Source organism: Phytopseudomonas dryadis, assembly GCF_004327355.1.
Lineage (GTDB): Bacteria > Pseudomonadota > Gammaproteobacteria > Pseudomonadales > Pseudomonadaceae > Aquipseudomonas > Aquipseudomonas dryadis.
This window is the reverse complement of record NZ_QJUM01000022.1, coordinates 1-18,162: the sequence shown is the minus strand read 5'-3', so window position 1 is coordinate 18,162 and position 18,162 is coordinate 1. Positions and strand designations below refer to the sequence as shown.

Sequence of the window (18,162 nt, the reverse complement as noted above, 5' to 3'; positions counted from 1 at the left end):
GGCGTCAACCGACAGTCCTCAACTAGGCAGCATGATCCGCTGCGCCTGTTCGCCGAGCATCTGCAGCAGACGCTGCATGGCGTCGCTGCCGCCCTCGTCGAGACGGGTCATGGCGTACAGGTTGACCGGCAGCACCGGCCACAGCGGCCGTACCTGCACGCCGGCGCCGCTGCCATAACCGGTCAGCGGGTCGACCACCGCCAAACCCATGCCCTCGGCTACCAGCGCCCGGGCCAGTTGCCAGGTCTGCGCGCGGGCGACGATGGTCGGCGCACTGCTGGCCTCGGACAGGTGCTGCTCCAACAGCCCCCCCAGCGCGTCGCGGGTATCCAGCGCCAGCAGCGGCTGGCCGCTGAGCGCTTCGATGGACAACGGCTCTCGCAGTTGCGCGGCCGGCCAGTGGCCCGGAGGCGCGATCACCACCATGCGTGCCTGCGCCAGGACCTGCATGCGCAGGCCGGGATGCTTGGGGTTCTGCAGCGTCAGCGCCAGATCCGCCTCGTGCAGCAACAGGCTTTGCACCAGTTCGGGGGTGTGGTGGGTGGCCAGCTCGCAGGGGGACTGGGGATAGCGCGCGCACCAGGCGGGAATAACCTTAGGTAATAGGCTTTGCGCCAGGCTCGGCGTGGCCACGATGCGCAGCGCCTGGGCGCCATGGGCACGCAAATTGCCGGCCAGGCGCCTGACCCGCTGCAGCTCATCGAACACCCGCGCCGTCGACTGCTCGAGAATCCGTGCTTCGGCGGTCACCAGCAACTGCCCGCGCACGCGGTTGAACAGGGCGAAGCCCAGTTGCGCCTCGGCATGCTGCAGCGCCTTGGTCGCCGCCGGCTGGGAAATGTTCAGCAGGTTGGCGGCGCCGGTAATCGAGCCGGTCTGCAGGATGGCCTGGAAAATCTCGATATGACGCAGACGCATGGCATCCCTCTAATGTCGCGACACCGATCGAATGTCGGTCGCACGGTATCTGCACGCAGCATTGCCACATTCGTGCGGGAGCCGCGCCCCCGCGGCGAATCGTGACCATAGCGCGATTTCTGCAGCATGAGCGCATCGCGCCGGGGTCGACGCTCCTACAGGCGAACCCTGCCGGCCAGGGATCAAGACGGTTTCCACGGGAGCCCGACATTTCATGATTGACACGACACTAACGGCCAAAGCCCATAACCTTTGGCAATAGTCTATGGTCATTTATTCATTGGCTCCAGCGGCGCCTCGGCCCGTACGTTACCGGCTTGCACAGATTTCGAGGTACGCGATGTCAGCCCATCTCCAGGAGCACGCCTGCACGCCGCGCAGCGACGGCCCGCCGGGATCGCCGGGCAAAAAACGGATCGCCATCATCGGCGCCGGCGTGATCGGCATGAGCACGGCTTACGCCCTGGTGCGCGCAGGTCATTCGGTGGTGCTGGTGGACAAGCATTCGCAGCCGGGCCAGGAAACCAGCCTGGCCAATGGCGGTCAGCTCAGCTATCGCTACGTCTCGCCGCTGCCGGATGCCGGCGTGCCGCTCAAGGCGTTGCGCTGGATGCTGCAGGGCGCCGACGCGCCGCTGAAATTCCGCCCGCGCCTGGATCCGCGCCAATGGCGCTGGTGCCTGTCGTTCCTGGCGGCGTGCCGCAGCTCGGTGAACCGGGAAAACGGCGCCCACCTGCTACGCCTGGCGCTGTACAGCCAGCAGGTGCTGGGAGAATGGCGCAAGGCCGGGCTCGACGGTTTCGCCTGGCGGCGCAACGGCAAGCTGGTGATCTATCGCCAGGCGGACAGTTTCGCCCAGGCCGCGGCCAAGGTCAGGGAAGGGGACGAGCAGCGGGTCTTGTCGGCAGAGCAATGCGTGGCCCTGGAGCCCGCCTTGAGCGCCATCGCCACACAACTGGCCGGCGGCATTTTCAGTGCCTCGGACGAATCCGCCGACTGCCAGCTGTTCTGCCAGGCCCTGGAGCAGGCCGCCCGGGCCAGCGGCCGCTACCAGCGCATCGAGGATTGCGTGAGCGCCATACGCCACGACCAGGGCCGCATTCAGGCGCTGCAGCTGGCCAGTGGCGGAACACTGGAAGCGGACGATTTCGTCCTCGCCGCCGGCAATGCCAGCAGCATGCTCGCCGCCCCGCTGGGGATCGATCTGCAGCTCTATCCGCTCAAGGGGTACAGCCTGACCCTGGCACTGAATGACAGCAGCCGCTGCCCGGACGTCAGCGTCACCGACTTCGATCGCAAGATCGTCTACGCCCGCCTCGGCGATCAGTTACGCGTGGCCGCCATGGTCGATATCGGCGCACCGGACGCGACTGTCGACCCGGCTCGCATGGCCGCCCTCAAGCAGCAATGCCAACAGACCTTTCCCGAAGCTGGCGACTACCAGCATGCCAGCGAATGGGCCGGCCTGCGCCCGTCTACCGCCCATGGCAAACCTATTCTTGGGGCCACCCACCTGGACAATTTCTGGCTCAACGTCGGCCACGGCAGCCTCGGCCTGACCCTGGCCGCCGCCAGTGCCCAGGTGCTCAGCCAACTGATCGAACACCGCACCAGCCCCGTGGATCTCACCGGGCTGACCCTCACCCCCTGATCGAAGGATTACTGTCATGAGCATTCAACGTATCGCCAGCAACGCCCGCATGAGCGGCGCCGTCGTCCACGGCGGGCTGATTTTCCTCGCCGGCCAGGTGCCGACCGATCGCAGCCTGGACTGTTCCGGGCAGACCGCCGAGGTGCTGGCCAAGATCGACGCGCTGCTGCAGCAGGCCGGTAGCGACAACAGCCATCTGCTCAGCGCACAGATCTGGTTGAAAGATATTGAAACGGATTTCACGAAAATGAACGCCGTATGGGAGGCCTGGTTGCCGCAAAATTGTGCTCCAGCGCGCGCAACCACGCAGGCACCGCTGGCATCGCCGGATGTGCTGGTTGAAATAATGGTCATCGCCGCCGTTCGCGCCTGATCCAGACAGGACAAGCCGCGCCGGCGACCGCCCTACCCGGCGGTTACCGGCTCCTTACTCTCCAGCGGTGCCGAACAGCGGCCTCGTACAATAAGGAAAGCACCATGAAGATACCTTCCCTACCTTGCGCCTTCAGCGCTCTCGCGGCCGCCACGGTCTTGTCCTGCGCCAGCCTCGCCGTACAGGCCCAGGAGCGCTTCGTCACCATCGGCACGGGCGGCCAGACCGGCGTCTACTACGTGGCCGGTCAGTCGATCTGTCGCTTCATGAACCGCACCGGCGCCGACCAGGGCATCAAGTGCAACGCCCCCTCCACCGCCGCCAGCGTGTTCAACATCAACGCCCTGCGCAGCGGTGAATTCAACTTCGGCTTCACCCAGGCCGACCACCAGTTCAAGGCCTACAAAGGCCTGCCGCCGTTCGAGAAACAAGGCGCCATGGAAGACCTGCGCGCGGTGTTCTCCATGCAGACCGAAGTGCTGACCATCGTCGCCCGCGACAGCGCCAGGATCGCCAATTTCGACGACCTGGCCGGCAAGCGCGTGAACATCGGCGTGCCGGGTTCCGGCAGCCGTGACACCTTCGAGGAAATCATGCAGGCCAAAGGCTGGAAGAACAGCTCCTTCGCCCTGGCCGCCGAACTCAAGCCCGCGGAAATGGCCTCGGCGCTGGCCGACAACAACCTCGACGCCATGACCTACGTAGTCGGCCATCCCAGCGGCGCGATCCAGGAAGGCCTGAGCGTGGTGGCGTCCAAACTGATTGCGGTCGATGGTCCGGACATCGACAAATTCCTCGAAGAGAAGACCTACTACATCAAGACCGAGATCCCGGCCGGCATCTACAAGGGTGTGGATCAGCCGATCCCCTCGATTGGCGGCAAGGCGCTGCTGACCACCTCGACCAAGACCAGCGCCGACACCGTGTACCTGCTGGTCAAGTCGGTGTTCGAGAACTTCGACCGCTTCAAGCGCCTGCACCCGGCCTTCGAGAACCTCACCGAAGAGGAAATGATCAGCACCGGCATGTCGGCGCCGCTGCATGAAGGCGCGGAGCGCTATTACAAGGAGCGCGGCTGGCTGTAAGCCTCGCCATACCCGCCTCGGAGTCACACTCGCTGCCGGTCATCGCCTGATGCCCGGCAGTTTTCGTCACGCAGCCTGGAATCGAGTCCATGAGCAATCCGCCAACCATGACTGCCGAGGAACTGGCAGCCCAGGAAACCGGTGCACGTAATCCCGCCGGCGCCATGGCCGGCCTGATCGCCGGTCTGGCCCTGGCCTGGTCGCTGTTCCAACTGTGGATCGCCTCGCCCCTGCCGTTCATCTTCGGCTTCGGCATCCTCAACGACACGGAAAGCCGCACCATCCACCTGGCGTTCGCCCTGGCCCTGGCCTTTCTCGCCTACCCGGCGTTCAAGCGCTCGCCGCGCCGCCACGTGCCCATCGTGGACATGCTGCTGGCACTGATGGTCTGCGCCTCGGTGCTGTACCTGTGCGTGTTCTACCGCGAACTGTCGTCACGCCCCGGCAACCCGACCAGTCTGGATCTGCTCACCGCCCTGATCGGCATACCGCTGTTGCTGGAGGCGACGCGCCGAACCCTGGGCGCGCCGCTGGCGATCATCGCCCTGGTGTTCATCGGTTACTCCCTGGCCGGCCCCTGGATTCCCGGCCTGCTGGCGCACCGCGGGGTCAGCCTCACCGGCCTGGCCAACCACCAGTGGCTGAGCACCGAAGGGGTGTTCGGCATCGCCCTGGGCGTCTCCACCAGCTTCGTCTTCCTCTTCGTGCTGTTCGGTGCCCTGCTCGAACGTGCCGGCGCCGGGCACTATTTCATCCAGTTGGCCTTCTCCATGCTCGGCCACATGCGCGGCGGCCCGGCCAAGGCCTCGGTGGTCGGCTCCATGCTCACCGGCCTGGTCTCCGGCTCGTCCATCGCCAACGTGGTCACCACCGGCACCTTCACCATCCCGATGATGAAGAAGGTCGGCTATCCGGGCACCAAGGCCGGCGCCATCGAAGTCGCCGCCTCGACCAACGGCCAGATGATGCCGCCGGTGATGGGCGCGGCCGCCTTCCTGATGGTCGAGTACGTCGGCATTCCCTATGTCGAAGTGCTCAAGCACGCCTTCCTGCCGGCGACCATTTCCTACATCACCCTGCTGTGGATCGTGCACCTGGAAGCGGTGAAGATGAACATGCAGGGCCTGCCGCGACGCGACACCCGGCCATTCATGCGCCGCCTGATCGGCTTCTGCTTCGGCGTCGCGCTGATCAGCGGCCTGTCGCTGGCGGTCTACTACGGCCTGGGCTGGCTGAAACCGCTGCTCGGCGATGCCGCGGTCTGGGTCATCGCCGGCCTGACGGTGCTGGTCTACCTCGGCCTGCTGAAAATCTCCGCCAGCGTCGCCCCGCTACCGGTGGAAGACCCCGACGCCGCCCTGACCGAACTGCCATCGCCGCGCGCCGTACTGCTCTCGGGCCTGCACTTCATCCTGCCGGTGGTGATCCTGGTCTGGTGCCTGATGATCGAGCGCCTGTCACCGGGGCTGTCGGCGTTCTGGGGCGTGGTCACGCTGATCTGCATCCTGGTCAGCCAGCGCCCGCTGCTAAGCTGGATGCGCAAGGACAGCGAGCACGTCGACGGCACCTTCAAGGATGGCCTGCTCGACCTCTACCACGGCCTGATCGGCGGCGCGCGCAGCATGATCGGCATCGGTATCGCCACGGCCACCGCCGGCATCGTGGTCGGCGCCATTTCCCAGACCGGGGTCGGCCTGGTGCTGGCCGACCTGGTGGAAATGCTGTCGATGGGCAACCTGCTGCTGATGCTGATCCTCACCGGCCTGTTCTGCCTGATCCTCGGCCTGGGCCTGCCGACCACCGCCAACTACATCGTGGTGTCGTCGCTGATGGCGCCGGTGGTGGTCGCCCTCGGCCAGCAGAACGGCCTGGTGGTGCCGCTGATCGCCATCCACATGTTCGTCTTCTACTTCGGCCTGCTGGCCGACGCCACGCCGCCGGTGGGCCTGGCGTCCTTCGCCGCGGCGGCAATTTCCCGCGAGGACCCGATCAAGACCGGCGTGCAGGCGTTCATGTACGAGGCGCGCAGCATCGTCTGGCCGTTCATGTTCATCTTCAACACCGACCTGCTGCTGATCGGCGTCACCCTCGGCCAGGGCATCGTCACCTTCATCACCGCGGCCATCGCCATGCTGATGTTCGCCTCGGCGACCCAGGGCTGGTTCCTGGCGAAGAACCGCTGGTACGAAGGCCTGCTCCTGCTGCTGGTGTCCTTCACCCTGTTCCGCCCGGAATTCTGGCTCGACACCCTCAAGCCACCGTTCCACAGCGAACCGCCGGCACGCTTCGCCGAAGCCGTGCAGGACGCCGAGCCCGGCGCCGAACTGCGCCTGCTGGTGCGCAGCGAGGATATCGACGGTAGCCAGCGCGACCTGACCATCATTCTCGGCGTGCCCGAGGGCGAGCCGCAACAGCGCATGGAAAGCCTTGGCCTGGTGCTCTACGACGAGGACGACAAGGTGCTGATCGATAGCGTGGCCTTCAACAGCCCGGCGGCGTCCGCTGGTCTGCAATTCGACCAGGAAATACTCGAGCTGCAGGTGCCGGCGCAGCGGCCGCCCAAGCAGTTGATGTGGATCCCGGCGCTGTTGCTGCTCGGCCTGATCGCCTGGTTGCAGCACCGCCGCGCCCGCCGCCAGGCGCAGCCGGCACTCGCCTAGCCGGCACGCGGGCGGCGCCTAGGGTCTGTTGACGTTTCAGCACGACCGCGCCGGAGCCGCCCGCGCACCATCACCCTTTCCCCTGCGCCGCCGAGCGGCGTAGAATCGTCGGCATTCCTCGCCAACCATCCTTCGGCGGGCTTGTGGGCCCCGGCCGCGCGCACGTCAACCCCGTTGCCTGCGCGGCCCCACCGAATCGACGGCCATCTGCCGCTCGACCTCGGCTAGTCGCTCCCACACAACGCACATAACCAGATACCTGATTAGCCGCAGGAAACCGCCATGCCTGACTATCGTTCGAAAACCTCCACCCACGGCCGCAACATGGCCGGCGCCCGCGCCCTGTGGCGCGCCACCGGGATGAAGGACGATGACTTCAAGAAACCGATCATCGCCATCGCCAACTCCTTCACCCAGTTCGTGCCCGGCCACGTGCACCTGAAGGACCTGGGCCAACTGGTGGCCCGCGAGATCGAGCGGGCCGGCGGCGTGGCCAAGGAATTCAACACCATCGCCGTGGACGACGGCATCGCCATGGGCCACGACGGCATGCTCTATTCGCTGCCGAGTCGCGAGATCATCGCCGACTCCGTGGAATACATGGTCAACGCCCACTGCGCCGACGCCATCGTCTGCATCTCCAACTGCGACAAGATCACCCCCGGCATGCTGATGGCCGCCCTGCGCCTGAACATCCCGGTGATCTTCGTCTCCGGCGGGCCGATGGAAGCCGGCAAGACCAAGCTGGCCAACCATGGCCTGGATCTGGTCGACGCCATGGTCATCGCCGCCGACAGTTCGGCCAGCGACGAGAAGGTCGCCGAGTACGAGCGTAGCGCCTGCCCGACCTGCGGCAGTTGCTCCGGCATGTTCACCGCCAACTCGATGAACTGCCTGACCGAGGCCCTCGGCCTGGCCCTGCCGGGCAACGGTTCGACCCTGGCCACCCACAGCGACCGCGAACAGCTGTTCCTGCAGGCCGGGCGCACCATCGTCGAACTGTGCAAGCGCTACTATGGCGAGAACGACGATTCGGTACTGCCGCGCAACATCGCCAACTTCAAGGCCTTCGAGAACGCCATGATGCTGGACATCGCCATGGGCGGCTCGACCAACACCATCCTGCACCTGCTGGCCGCCGCCCAGGAAGCCGAGATCGACTTCGACCTGCGCGACATCGATCGCCTGTCGCGCAACGTGCCGCAACTGTGCAAGGTCGCGCCGAACATCCAGAAGTACCACATGGAAGACGTGCACCGCGCCGGTGGCATCTTCAGCATCCTCGGTTCGCTGGCCCGTGGCGGCCTGCTGCATACCGACCTGCCGACCGTGCACAGCCGCAGCATGATCGAGGCCATCGCCAAGTGGGACATCACCCAGACCGACGATGAAGCCGTGCACCACTTCTTCAAGGCCGGCCCGGCCGGTATCCCCAGCCAGACCGCGTTCAGCCAGTCGACCCGCTGGCCGACCCTGGACGATGACCGTGAGCACGGCTGCATCCGCAGCGTCGAGCACGCCTATTCGAAAGAAGGCGGCCTGGCCGTGCTGTACGGCAACATCGCCCTCGACGGCTGCGTGGTGAAAACCGCCGGCGTCGACGAGTCGATCCTGGTGTTCGAGGGCACCGCCAGGATCTTCGAGAGCCAGGACAGTGCCGTGCGCGGCATCCTCGCCGACGAAGTGAAGGCCGGCGACATCGTCATCATCCGCTACGAAGGCCCGAAAGGCGGCCCGGGCATGCAGGAGATGCTCTACCCGACCTCATACCTCAAGTCCAAGGGCCTGGGCAAGCAGTGCGCCCTGCTCACCGACGGCCGCTTCTCCGGCGGCACCTCGGGCCTGTCCATCGGCCACGCCTCGCCGGAAGCCGCCGCTGGCGGCGCCATCGGCCTGGTGCGCGACGGCGACAAGGTGCTGATCGACATCCCCAACCGCTCGATCAACCTGCTGGTCAGCGACGAGGAAATCGCCCATCGCCGCCATGAGCAGGACAAGAAAGGCTGGAAACCCGCGGAACAGCGTCCACGCAAAGTCACCACCGCCCTCAAGGCCTACGCCCTGCTCGCCACCAGCGCCGACAAGGGCGCGGTACGCAACAAGGCGCTGCTGGACGGCTGAAGGCGGCACGCTCGCAAAGCCCGGCCCCGCCGGGCTTCTTGCTTTTGGGAGGAAGCGAGATGAACCGGGAACCGCAGACCAGACCAAGATCCTTGACCATAGGACTGATCGCCGACACCCACGGCCTGCTGCGCCCGCAGGCCCTGAGCGCGCTGCAGGGTTGCGATCACCTGATCCACGCCGGCGACATCGGCGGGCCACAGATTCTCGCCGAACTGGAACGCATCGCGCCGCTCTCGGTGGTACGCGGCAACAACGATGAAGGCAGTTGGGCGGAAAACCTGCCCGAGCAACTGATCCTCAAGTTCGGCAGGGTGACCCTGTACATCCTCCACGACCTCAAGCAACTGAACATCGCCCCCAAGGCGCAAGGCATCGACGCGGTGATCGCCGGGCACTCGCACAAACCGCTGCACGAAGAGCGCGACGGCGTGCTCTATCTCAACCCCGGCAGCGCCGGCCCCAGGCGCTTCAAGCTGCCCGTCGGCGTGGCCCTGCTGCGTATCGACGGTGACGCGGTGCGAGCCGAGCTGATTACGCTGGATGTCTGATGCAAGGCGCAAAAGCGGACGGCCGATAGGAGCGCTTGAGGCTGGAGGCTGAACGACAAGCAAACCGCACAGGCTCTTTCGTCCAGCTTTCCAGCCTCGAGCGCTTTTGATCGAAGGCCGAAGGCCGCTATCGGCCTTGAAAAACCTGGCTGGCGAAGCCATCTAGACAGGTAGCGACTTTTTCAGCCTGCCCAGGCACATCCCGATGGAGACCCCCATGACCCTCGATGACCTCAACACCCTGCCCGGTGTGACCGCCAAGCCCGACGTCGCCACCGCCGACTTCGTCTACAACCACACCATGATCCGGGTGAAGAACCTCGAGCACTCGCTGGACTTCTACACCCGCGTGCTGGGCTTCACCCTGCTGGAGAAGAAGGACTTCCCGGATGCCGGGTTCAGCCTGTACTTCCTCGCCCTGCTCAAGGACAAGTCGCAGATCCCGGCCGACCCGGCCGAACGTCACCAGTGGCGCAAATCCATCCCCGGCGTGCTGGAACTGACCTACAACCACGGCACCGAGAAGGACCCGGCGTTTTCCTACCACAGCGGCAACAGCGACCCGCGCGGCTTCGGCCACCTGTGCGTGGCGGTGCCGGACATCAAGGCCGCCTGCCAGCGCTTCGAAGACCTCGGCGTGGACTTCCAGAAGCGCCTGAGCGATGGCCGCATGCGCGACATCGCCTTCATCAAGGATCCGGACGGCTACTGGGTGGAGATCATCCAGTTCAGCGAAGTCGCCTGAGGCCCAGGCGCAACCCGGCAGCCAGCTGCCGGATCGCCCGCAGAACACCCCGGCAGCGCCCAGCGATGGGCACTCGCCGGCCGCCGCCGAGCCCCGTAGAATCACGCTCTTTTTCGGGGCACCGCCATGAACCCAGCCGACTCTCCCGACCAGGCCGCAGCGCGCGACAACCAACTGATCTATGGCCTGGAAGACCGCCCACGCCCACTGGTCGCCCTGCTCGCGGCGCTGCAGCACCTGCTGGCGATCATCGTGCCGATCGTCACCCCGGGCCTGCTGATCTGCCAGGCGCTGGGCGTCTCGGCCCGTGACACCAACCTGATCGTGTCCATGTCCCTGGTGATCTCCGGCATCGCCACCTACGTGCAGTGCCGCCGCTTCGGCCCGCTAGGCGCCGGCCTGCTGGTGGTGCAAGGCACCAGCTTCAATTTCGTCGGCCCACTGATCGCCGGCGGCGCGCTGCTGGTCAAGCAGGGCACGCCGGTGGAAGGCGTGATGGCGGCGATCTTCGGCGTGGTGATCGCCGGCTCGTTCATCGAGATCGGCATCTCGCGCATCCTGCCCTTCGTGAAGAAGCTGATCACCCCGCTGGTGACCGGCATCGTCGTGCTGATGATCGGCCTGACCCTGATCAAGGTCGGCCTGATCAGCATGGGCGGCGGTTTCGGCGCCATGGCCGACGGTACCTTCGCCAATGGCGAGAACCTGTTGCTGTCCGGTACGGTGCTGGCGGTGATCGTGCTGCTCAACCGCATCCCCCTGGTGTGGATGCGCAGTTGCGCGATCGTCATCGCCCTGCTCGTCGGTTATGCCCTGGCCGGCTACCTGGGCCGCCTGGACTTCAGCGGCATGCACCAGGCCGAGCTGTTCCAGGTGCCGACGCCGCTGCACTTCGGCCTGGGGTTTTCCTGGAGCCTGTTCATACCCATGCTGGTGATCTACCTGGTCACCTCGCTGGAAGCCATCGGCGACGTCACCGCCACCAGCAAGGTATCGCGCCAGCCGGTCGAGGGCCCGCTGTGGATGCGGCGGATCAAGGGCGGCGTGCTGGTCAACGGCGTCAACTCGCTGCTGGCGGGGGTGTTCAACACCTTCCCCAGCTCGATCTTCGCCCAGAACAACGGGGTGATTCAGCTGACCGGCATCGCCAGCCGCCATATCGGCGTGTGGATCGCCCTGATGCTGGTGCTGCTCGGCCTGTTCCCGGCGGTGGCCGGGGTGATCCAGGCGGTGCCGGAACCGGTGCTGGGCGGCGCGGCCATGGTCATGTTCGGCGCCGTCGCGGCGTCGGGCATCAACATCCTCGCCGGCATCGACCTGGATCGCCGCGCCCTGCTGATCATCGCCGTGTCCCTGGCCCTGGGCCTGGGCGTGTCCCAGGTGCCGGAGTTCCTCGCCCACATGCCGGCGGCGCTGCGCAACGTGCTGGAATCCGGCGTCGCCACCGGCGGCATCTGCGCCCTGCTGCTCAACTGGTTTCTGCCGGAAAGCCCGCCCAAGAGCGAACGCTGATCACGTTGCTGGGGCCTGTAGGAGCCGCGCCCTCGCGGCGAATGGTGCGGACAACACCGATGTCTGGGAGCTGCAGCTATCGATTCGCGCCGGAGGCGGCGCTCCTACAAATCCGTGATTTCACCCGAGGCCGCTATCAGCTCACCCCCATGTAGCGCCCGGCCCGGTGATTGATCGCCAGCACCATGTTCAGCGCCACCGCGCCGAGTACCGAGAGGGCGACCTTGTCCGGCGCCACGACGAACACCGAGGCCAGCACGATGGCCGCGTCCACGCCCATCTGCACCGCCCCCGCCCGTAGGCCGAAGCGCTCCTGCAGGTACAGCGCGAGGATGTTCACGCCGCCCAGGCTGGCGCGGTGACGGAACAGCATCAACAGTCCCAGGCCCATGGCGAAGCCGCCGAACAGCGCCGCGTACAACACATTGAGCTGGGCGAAGGTGACCCATTGCGGGGTCAGCTCGGCCAGCAGCGAAACCAGGCCGACCGCGCAGGCCGTGCGCAGGGTGAAGGCCCAGCCCATGCGCCAGATCGCCAGGGCATAGAACGGCAGGTTGAGCAGGAAGAACACCGCGCCGAAGGGCCAGCCGGCCAGGTACTTGAGCAGAAAGGCCAGCCCCACCGTGCCGCCGGTGAGCAGCCCGGCCTGGCTGTAGAAGGCGATGCCCAGGGCGACCATGGCGGTTCCCAGGAGCAGGGCCAGGGCGTCTTCCCAGAGCGGGTGGCGAACGAACAGCTCGGCTACCGTTTCCGTTTCGCGGGGATCTGGAGAGGTGTCATTCATGGCGAGGCAATCTCGGACATCGACCCGCACGCCACGAGCCGTCGCCCGCATGCGGGGCGCCACGGCTCAAAGGCAGCGGGCAAAGGCAAATGCGGGGCTCGCCTAACGGCGGCCCCAGGTCTCGAAGCGATAGGCGGGCGCGGCGTCCAGGGCGGCGTGCTCGATCCGCGCCTGACACTGCCAGTCGGCCTCGTCGAATGCCGGGAACCAGGCATCGCCTTCAGGCTGCAGAGCCACGCGGGTCAGGTACAGGCGCTGGGCAATGGGCAGGGCCTGCTGGTACAACTGGGCACCGCCGATCAGCATGATTTCCTCGACGCCCTGCTCCCGCGCCCAGGCCTCGGCGCGCTCGCGGGCGGCCTGCAGGGAGGTGAAGACCTCCGCACCATCCAGGCTCAGCCCGCGCTGACGGCTGACCACCAGGTTGAGCCGGCCTGGCAGCGGGCGCCCCAGGGAATCCCAGGTCTTGCGGCCCATGACGATCGGCTTGCCCAGGGTCAGCGCCTTGAAGTGCTTGAGATCCGCCGGCAGGTGCCAGGGCAGTTGATTATCGCGGCCGATCACGCGGTTTTCCGCGAGGGCGGCGATCAGGCAGAGAGGCAGAGAGTCGTTCATGGCGGCGAGCATAACAGAGCCCCTGCGCCCGCTACAGCCCGGGAAACACCAGGCCCAACTTGCCGGATCGTCATGCAATCGCCATCTTTCCCGGTGCAGGCTGACCCTTCACGTCCGTCCAGGAGACTCCTTCATGCCTTCCTTCCTGCCCACCGCGCTCGGCCAGCGCCTGTTCGCCAGCGCCTTGTCCGGCCTGCTCTGCATCGGCACGGCCCATGCCGATATGGTCCAAACCGAACGGCAGACAGCGAGCGCCAATCCGTTGGTCATCGCCCACCGCGGGGCCAGCGGCTATGTGCCGGAACACACCCTGGCCGCCTATGCCCTGGCGATCCTGCAGGGCGCCGACTACATCGAGCCGGATCTGGTGAGCAGCAAGGACGGGCACCTGTTCGCCCGTCACGACAACGAACTGGGCCTGACCACCGACGTGGCGCAGCACCCGGAGTTCGCCGGTCGCAAACGCAGGGCCGAGGTCGACGGCGTCGAACTCGAGGGCTGGTTCAGCGAGGACTTCACCGCCGCCGAGCTCAAGCGCCTGCGCGCCATCGAGCGCATTCCCGAGGAGCGGCCGGGCAACAGCCGCCTGAATGGCCAGTTCGAGATTCCCACCCTGCAGGAAATCATCGACCTGGTGCAGGCGCTGCAGACCAGCCAGGGGCGCCAGATCGGCCTGTACATCGAAACCAAGCACCCCATGCACTTCAGCCAGCAGGGCCTGGCCATGGAGCAGCGCCTGGTGGAGATCCTCGCACGCAACGGCTACGGCGACGCCGACGCGCCGGTGTTCATCCAGTCCTTCGAGGTCAGCAACCTCAAGGCCCTGAGCCAGTTGACCCCGCTGCGCCTGGTGCAGCTGTATGGCAGGGGCCGACCGTACGACCAGACCGTGCTGGGCAACCCGCTGACCTACGCGCAGATGGCCACGCCCGCCGGGCTGCGCGCCGTGGCCAGCTATGCCGCCGGGGTCGGCCCGGAAAAGGGCTACATCATCCCGCGCACGGCCAGTGACGAACTGGGCGAGCCCACGCGCTTCGTCGCCGACGCCCATGCCGCCGGCTTGCTGGTACACCCCTTCACCTTCCGCGCGGAGAACCGCTTCCTGCCGGCCGACCTGCGCCAGGGCGACGACCCGGCCGCCCGCGGCGATATCGAGACAGAGCTGCGCGCCTTCCTCGCCACCGGCATCGACGGCCTGTTCATCGACCAGCCGGACGTCGCCGTGCGCCTGCGCCAGGGCCGCGATACGCCCCAGGGACGCTAGCCCGGCCTGGCCGCGCAGCGGCGTCATGGCCGCTGCGGCGCATCAGGCGGCAAAGGTTTTTGCCAATGCCGCCGCAACGGTTATGCTCCTGCCCAGAGTGTTCAACGACGGGAGATCGCGTGGCCTTACCCAAGCTGCAACGCCTTTGGCTCTGCGAGGCCGTGCGCCTGCGTGAAGAACACGCCGGGCTGCTCGAGGACAGCGAAGCCAATCGTCGCGCCCGGGCCAGTGGCGGCGACCTGGCCGCGCGCATCGAGACCCGCGCCCTGTGCCTCGCCGAGCGGGACGGCCAGACCCAGGCCCTGCGCCACTGGCTGCAAGGGGCGCGCCTGGCCCTGTTGCTGCTGGGCCTGATGGCCCTGGCCAGCGGTGCCGGGCTCGCCGTGGCGGCGCTTGGCGACGGGCAGGCGCCGGTCAATGTGTTCTGGGCCCTGGGCAGCCTGCTCGGCCTGCATGTCCTGCTGCTGGCGGGCTGGCTCCTCGGCCTGCTGCTCGGCGGCGGCCACCGGGCGGCCCTGGGACGCCTGTGGCTGTGGCTCAGCGAAAAGCTCGCGCGCACGGCCAGCGCCGCGCATGTCGGCCCGGCGCTGGTGCTGCTGTTGCAACGCCATCGGCTCAACCGCTGGTTGCTCGGCATGGCCGTGCACGGGCTGTGGCTGGTGGCCTTGACCACGGCCCTGCTGATGCTGCTGGCCCTGCTCTCCACCCGCCGTTATGGGTTCGTCTGGGAAACCACCCTGCTCGGCGGCGACACCTTCGTCGCCCTGACCCGAGGCCTCGGCGCCCTGCCCGGCCTGCTCGGCTTCCCCGTGCCCGACGCCGCGACCATCCGCGCCAGTGGCGACAGCCCGCTGCCGCTGGAATCGGCGCGCCATGCCTGGGCCGGCTGGCTGATCGGCGTGGTGCTGTGCTACGGCCTGGTGCCGCGCCTGCTGCTGGCGCTGCTGTGCCTGTGGCGCTGGCGGGCCGGCATGGCCAGCGTGCGACTGGACGTGGACTTGCCCGGCTATGGCCTGCTGCGCGAGCGCCTGCTGCCCAACAGCGAACGCCTGGGCGTATGCGATGCGGCGCCCGACACCCTGTATCAGGTGCCGGGCGCTGGCGCCGTGCTGGACAGCCAGGGCGCGCTGCTGGTGGCCATCGAACTGGATGATCGCCGGCCCTGGCCGCCCGCGCTACCGAAGCAGGTGGCCGACGCCGGGGTGATCGACAGCCGCGAACAACGCCGGCACCTGCTCGAACAGCTGAGCCGCTTTCCCCCGGCGCGCCTGGCCATCGCCTGCGACCCGCGACGCTCGCCGGATCGTGGCAGCCTGGCGCTGCTCGCCGAACTGTCGCGTTCGGCCGGCGCCACGCGGATCTGGCTGCTGCCGCCGGCACCCGGCGAAACCCTCGACAGCGAGCGTCTGGACGACTGGCACAAGGCGCTGGATCGACTGCAACTAGCGCACCGCGACAGCTCGCCGCTGACCTGGCTGGAGACGGGCCATGATTAGACAGCCACAAGCCGCAAGCGCCAAGCCACAAGAGAGCGGTCGCGCGCTGAAGCTCGCCGTGGTCGGCCACACCAATGTCGGCAAGACCTCGCTGCTGCGCACCCTGACCCGCGACATCGGCTTTGGCGAGGTCTCGCACCGCCCCAGCACCACCCGCCATGTCGAGGGCGCACGCCTGTCGGTGGACGGCGACGCGCTGCTGGAGCTGTACGACACGCCCGGCCTGGAGGACGCCATCGCCCTGCTCGACTACCTGGACCAGCTGGATCGCCCCGGCGAACGCCTGGATGGCCCGGCCCGGCTGGCGCGCTTTCTCGACGGCAGCGAAGCGCGCCAGCGTTTCGAGCAGGAAGCCAAGGTGTTGCGCCAGTTGCAGGCTTCGGACGCCGGCCTGTACGTGATCGACGCCCGCGAGCCGGTGCTGGCCAAGTACCGCGACGAACTGAGCGTGCTGGCCATGTGTGGCCGGCCGCTGCTGCCGGTGCTCAATTTCGTCGCCAGCCCGCAGCAGCGCGAGGACGACTGGCGCGAGGCCCTGGCCCGCCTGGGCCTGCATGCCCTGGTGCGTTTCGACAGCGTGGCGCCGCCGCTGGACGGCGAGCGGCGCCTGTATGAAAGCCTGGCGCTGATGCACGAGAAATCGCGCCCGCAGCTGCAACGCCTGATCGACGACCACGAGGCGCAACGCCTGGCGCGGCAGCGCAGCGGCAAGCGGCTGATCGCCGAGCTGCTGATCGACTGCGCCGCCTGCCGCCGCAGCGTGGCCAACGAGCCGCCGCAGCAACAGGCGGCCATCTCTGAGCTACGCGACGCCGTGCGCCAGCGCGAACAGCGCTGCGTCGAAGCCCTGCTGCGCCTGCACGCCTTTCGCCGCGAGGACGCCAGGGCCGACGATCTGCCCCTGCTCGACGGCCGCTGGGGCGATGACCTGTTCAACCCGGAAACCCTCAGGCAACTGGGGATTCGCCTCGGCGGCGGCATGGCCGCGGGCGCGGCAGCCGGTGCCGGCGTCGACCTGCTGGTGGGCGGCCTGACCCTGGGCACCGCGGCCCTGGCCGGCGCCCTGCTCGGCGGCGGCGCCCAGACCCTGCGCAACTACGGCGCGCGCCTGAAAGGCAAGCTCAAGGGCCAGCGCGAGCTGACCGTGGACGATGCCGTGCTGCGCCTGCTCGCCTTGCGCCAGCAACAGTTGCTGCAGGCCCTGGAAGCCCGCGGCCACGCGGCGGTGCACGCGATCCGCATGGCCTCGCCGCAAGACACCCAGTGGCGCACCGGCAAACTGCCCCAGGCGCTGTCGATCACCCGCGCCCACCCGGAGTGGTCGTCGCTCAACCCCGGCGCCCGCCTGGAGCAGGTCGAGCGCCTGGAGCAGGTCGAACGCCTGGCCGGCGAGATCGGCAGCGGGGATGCCCCGTGAGCTACCACCTGCTCTGCGCGGAGCTGACCCGGGTTCTGGCCGCCGAGCTGAACCACGGCAACAGCCTGACGCAACAGCCCCAGCGGACGGATTGGCCGCAGCCCGGCTCGCTCTTCGCCGCCTTGCGCCACGACTTCAGGAGCGACACCCGCCACCTGCCGGATAGCCTGCGTCACGGCTACTGCAACGACCCCCATTACGGCTGGTACGAAGAGCTCTATTGCAGCGAGCACCACCACCTTCTGGTGGCCGGCAGGCCGCGACCGGGCAAGCGCTGAGCCCCCTGTGCCATTACCCAGAGAGCAGACCCATGCACACCGGCAACCTCTTCGCCGACAACCAGGCGCCCGCCCAGGGCGAACGTTTCGAAGCCCTGCTCAGCCACCGCAACCTGGTCGTCGAGCGCATCGTCAGTTCAGGCCATGCGCAACCGCAGGATTACCTGCAGGCGCAGGATGAATGGGTCGTGCTGCTTCAGGGACAGGCGCGGCTCAACGTGGCCGGCGAGGTGGTCGAACTGAGTTCCGGCGATTACCTGTTCCTGGTGGCCGGCGTCTCGCATCGAGTGGAACAGGCCTCGCCAGGCGCGCTGTGGCTGGCGGTGCACCTGCACCCGGAGCACACCGGGGAGCAGACGCCATGAATCGCTCTATCGGGTCATGGCAAGACGTAGCCCGGGTCGAGCGCAGCGACACCCGGGGACTGTCCGAACGACCTCGAATCCGCAGCCCCGGGTTACGCCTTCGGCTAACCCAGGCTACAACCAGCCACCTCGAGGCATCCGTAGGGCGTGGCCCGGGTCGAGCGCAGCGACACCCGGGGGCTGTCCGAACGACCTCGAATCGATCGTGCCCCTGGAAGTGGTGTAACTCATCATGGCTTCGGCCACTTGAGTTTGCCGTTTAGTTGATCACGGCCGACAGCTTGGCCTGCGGATTATCGCTGACCGCCTCGAAAGCCTCCAACTGCA

16 protein-coding genes are annotated in these 18,162 nt (G+C 67.3%); 13 read left to right on the top strand and 3 right to left on the bottom strand.

Annotation, left to right across the window (positions count from 1 at the left end):
• Positions 1-18 precede the first annotated feature (18 nt).
• Positions 19-918, bottom strand: a complete 900-nt coding sequence (locus tag DNK34_RS17865; RefSeq protein WP_131176439.1) for a LysR family transcriptional regulator — start codon at positions 916-918, stop codon at positions 19-21.
• A 340-nt stretch (positions 919-1,258) separates the two neighbouring features.
• Here DNK34_RS17865 and DNK34_RS17860 point away from each other — a divergent pair, with 340 nt between their 5' ends.
• The 8 genes from DNK34_RS17860 (at position 1,259) to DNK34_RS17825 (ending at position 11,616) form a co-directional block, all read left to right on the top strand.
• Positions 1,259-2,569 carry a D-amino acid dehydrogenase gene (locus DNK34_RS17860; protein WP_131176440.1) on the top strand — a complete coding sequence of 437 codons (1,311 nt, stop codon included), beginning with the start codon at positions 1,259-1,261 and terminating at the stop codon, positions 2,567-2,569.
• A gap of 16 nt (positions 2,570-2,585) precedes the next feature.
• Positions 2,586-2,942, top strand: a complete 357-nt coding sequence (locus DNK34_RS17855) for a RidA family protein (RefSeq protein ID WP_131176441.1) — start codon at positions 2,586-2,588, stop codon at positions 2,940-2,942.
• Positions 2,943-3,046: 104 nt separating this feature from the next.
• Positions 3,047-4,027, top strand: coding sequence for a TAXI family TRAP transporter solute-binding subunit (locus DNK34_RS17850; protein WP_131176442.1), 981 nt, complete (start codon positions 3,047-3,049; stop codon positions 4,025-4,027).
• 89 nt (positions 4,028-4,116) lie between these two features.
• Positions 4,117-6,687, top strand: a complete 2,571-nt coding sequence (locus tag DNK34_RS17845; protein ID WP_242675348.1) for a TRAP transporter permease — start codon at positions 4,117-4,119, stop codon at positions 6,685-6,687.
• 282 nt (positions 6,688-6,969) lie between these two features.
• Positions 6,970-8,808, top strand: coding sequence for a dihydroxy-acid dehydratase (gene ilvD, locus DNK34_RS17840; protein ID WP_131176443.1), 1,839 nt, complete (start codon positions 6,970-6,972; stop codon positions 8,806-8,808).
• A gap of 59 nt (positions 8,809-8,867) precedes the next feature.
• Complete coding sequence (locus tag DNK34_RS17835; RefSeq protein ID WP_242675132.1) at positions 8,868-9,359, top strand: metallophosphoesterase family protein; 492 nt, start codon at positions 8,868-8,870, stop codon at positions 9,357-9,359.
• 217 nt (positions 9,360-9,576) lie between these two features.
• On the top strand, positions 9,577-10,104 hold the full coding sequence (gene gloA / locus DNK34_RS17830) for a lactoylglutathione lyase (protein ID WP_131176445.1): 528 nt from the start codon (positions 9,577-9,579) through the stop codon (positions 10,102-10,104).
• 126 nt (positions 10,105-10,230) lie between these two features.
• Positions 10,231-11,616: a nucleobase:cation symporter-2 family protein gene (locus DNK34_RS17825; protein ID WP_131176446.1), complete on the top strand. Its 1,386-nt coding sequence runs from the start codon at positions 10,231-10,233 to the stop codon at positions 11,614-11,616.
• A 136-nt stretch (positions 11,617-11,752) separates the two neighbouring features.
• Here DNK34_RS17825 and DNK34_RS17820 read toward each other — a convergent pair whose 3' ends face one another.
• A complete protein-coding gene (locus tag DNK34_RS17820) occupies positions 11,753-12,400 on the bottom strand; it encodes a YitT family protein (RefSeq protein ID WP_131176447.1) in 648 nt (215 codons plus the stop codon).
• A gap of 102 nt (positions 12,401-12,502) precedes the next feature.
• A complete protein-coding gene (locus DNK34_RS17815; RefSeq protein WP_131176448.1) occupies positions 12,503-13,027 on the bottom strand; it encodes a dihydrofolate reductase in 525 nt (174 codons plus the stop codon).
• 211 nt (positions 13,028-13,238) lie between these two features.
• Between DNK34_RS17815 and DNK34_RS17810 the strand changes: the two genes are divergently transcribed.
• The 5 genes from DNK34_RS17810 to DNK34_RS17790 all read left to right on the top strand — a co-directional run bounded on the left by DNK34_RS17810 (position 13,239) and on the right by DNK34_RS17790 (position 17,835).
• Positions 13,239-14,279, top strand: a complete 1,041-nt coding sequence (locus DNK34_RS17810; RefSeq protein ID WP_411269321.1) for a glycerophosphodiester phosphodiesterase — start codon at positions 13,239-13,241, stop codon at positions 14,277-14,279.
• Positions 14,280-14,398: 119 nt separating this feature from the next.
• On the top strand, positions 14,399-15,775 hold the full coding sequence (locus DNK34_RS17805) for a DUF2868 domain-containing protein (RefSeq protein ID WP_242675131.1): 1,377 nt from the start codon (positions 14,399-14,401) through the stop codon (positions 15,773-15,775).
• On the top strand, positions 15,768-17,192 hold the full coding sequence (locus tag DNK34_RS17800; RefSeq protein ID WP_131176451.1) for a GTPase/DUF3482 domain-containing protein: 1,425 nt from the start codon (positions 15,768-15,770) through the stop codon (positions 17,190-17,192). The genes DNK34_RS17805 and DNK34_RS17800 overlap by 8 nt, the downstream gene beginning before the upstream one ends.
• A complete protein-coding gene (locus tag DNK34_RS17795) occupies positions 17,189-17,470 on the top strand; it encodes a hypothetical protein (protein WP_131176452.1) in 282 nt (93 codons plus the stop codon). Before DNK34_RS17800 ends, DNK34_RS17795 begins: the two co-directional genes overlap by 4 nt.
• Positions 17,471-17,502: 32 nt before the next feature.
• On the top strand, positions 17,503-17,835 hold the full coding sequence (locus DNK34_RS17790; RefSeq protein ID WP_131176453.1) for a cupin domain-containing protein: 333 nt from the start codon (positions 17,503-17,505) through the stop codon (positions 17,833-17,835).
• The last annotated feature ends 327 nt before the right edge of the window (positions 17,836-18,162 follow it).

Coding starts and splice junctions, on each gene's coding strand:
- DNK34_RS17845 (WP_242675348.1), top strand. CDS start 4,117: ATGAGCAATCCGCCAACCATGACTGCCGAGGAACTGGCAGCCCAGGAA.
- DNK34_RS17855 (WP_131176441.1), top strand. CDS start 2,586: ATGAGCATTCAACGTATCGCCAGCAACGCCCGCATGAGCGGCGCCGTC.
- ilvD (WP_131176443.1), top strand. CDS start 6,970: ATGCCTGACTATCGTTCGAAAACCTCCACCCACGGCCGCAACATGGCC.
- DNK34_RS17865 (WP_131176439.1), bottom strand. CDS start 918: ATGCGTCTGCGTCATATCGAGATTTTCCAGGCCATCCTGCAGACCGGC.
- DNK34_RS17790 (WP_131176453.1), top strand. CDS start 17,503: ATGCACACCGGCAACCTCTTCGCCGACAACCAGGCGCCCGCCCAGGGC.
- DNK34_RS17850 (WP_131176442.1), top strand. CDS start 3,047: ATGAAGATACCTTCCCTACCTTGCGCCTTCAGCGCTCTCGCGGCCGCC.
- DNK34_RS17825 (WP_131176446.1), top strand. CDS start 10,231: ATGAACCCAGCCGACTCTCCCGACCAGGCCGCAGCGCGCGACAACCAA.
- gloA (WP_131176445.1), top strand. CDS start 9,577: ATGACCCTCGATGACCTCAACACCCTGCCCGGTGTGACCGCCAAGCCC.
- DNK34_RS17800 (WP_131176451.1), top strand. CDS start 15,768: ATGATTAGACAGCCACAAGCCGCAAGCGCCAAGCCACAAGAGAGCGGT.
- DNK34_RS17860 (WP_131176440.1), top strand. CDS start 1,259: ATGTCAGCCCATCTCCAGGAGCACGCCTGCACGCCGCGCAGCGACGGC.
- DNK34_RS17815 (WP_131176448.1), bottom strand. CDS start 13,027: ATGCTCGCCGCCATGAACGACTCTCTGCCTCTCTGCCTGATCGCCGCC.
- DNK34_RS17810 (WP_411269321.1), top strand. CDS start 13,239: ATGGTCCAAACCGAACGGCAGACAGCGAGCGCCAATCCGTTGGTCATC.
- DNK34_RS17820 (WP_131176447.1), bottom strand. CDS start 12,400: ATGAATGACACCTCTCCAGATCCCCGCGAAACGGAAACGGTAGCCGAG.
- DNK34_RS17835 (WP_242675132.1), top strand. CDS start 8,868: ATGAACCGGGAACCGCAGACCAGACCAAGATCCTTGACCATAGGACTG.